Source organism: Stenotrophomonas maltophilia group sp. RNC7 (assembly GCF_030910085.1).
Classification (GTDB): Bacteria; Pseudomonadota; Gammaproteobacteria; order Xanthomonadales; family Xanthomonadaceae; genus Stenotrophomonas; species Stenotrophomonas sepilia.
Genome location: NZ_JAVFVN010000687.1, coordinates 1 through 818 on the forward strand (window position 1 = coordinate 1; position 818 = coordinate 818).

An 818-nucleotide genomic window follows, 5' to 3' on the forward strand; every position below is an offset into this window, starting at 1 on the left:
ATGTCCATGAAGGAATAATTTAGGTTGGTCACGTAATAAATAATTTGAATATCCCTCAAATCCACGATATAAGTCAGTTTCATCTTCTGGTCTTGCCCATTGGGGGTTAGCATGAGCAATAAATATATCTACTGTCCCTATCGAATCTAAAAAACTTGCAAGTTCACTTTCACTATATTGGGCATGAATCTTTAAATTATCGCTATAATAAGGAACGCCATTAAAACCAGCAATTTTATAACCGTTAAAGTTAATTACTTTACGATGGATAGATTCAATACTTGTATCTTCAAATGCATTAACAGAATCATGGTTTCCTAGTATCCCGTATTTAGGAGTATCTTTAAAGAAATAATCTATTGCATATAAGGCTCTTTTATGAATATCACCTAATAATAAAATAAGATCTGGTTTAACTTCGACTAATCCATGTTTTTCAACTAATTCTTTCATACCGCCAGTTGTATCAGAAAATACCAATACTTTCATCATTAACCTCCTCAAATAACAAATATAAAACTGCATCAATAATTAGTAAAAAGAGTTAATTAAATTATATCATAGTAAAATTTAACAGGCTTTTTGAATAAATTAAGGAGCAGCGGATAATAATAATATAAAAGATAGTAATAAAAATAATAAAGATAATAATATAATACATTGACGCTTAACTTATGAATAAATCTGATCCACAGAACCTCTTTTATATCAACTATCCTCCCCCCTTTTCCTAAAAATGTATATTAATAAAAATCTATTTTACTTATGTTCTTTCCTCTCAAACTATAAATCTATACCTATACATATTAAAAATTGTA

At 28.0% G+C, this 818-nt stretch carries 1 protein-coding gene; it reads right to left on the bottom strand.

Annotated elements, in window-relative coordinates; all coding sequences use genetic code 11:
* A partial coding sequence (locus RCF13_RS14705) for a metallophosphoesterase (RefSeq protein ID WP_308141290.1) occupies positions 1-489 on the bottom strand: 489 nt, incomplete at its 3' end.
* Positions 490-818: the final 329 nt, after the last annotated feature.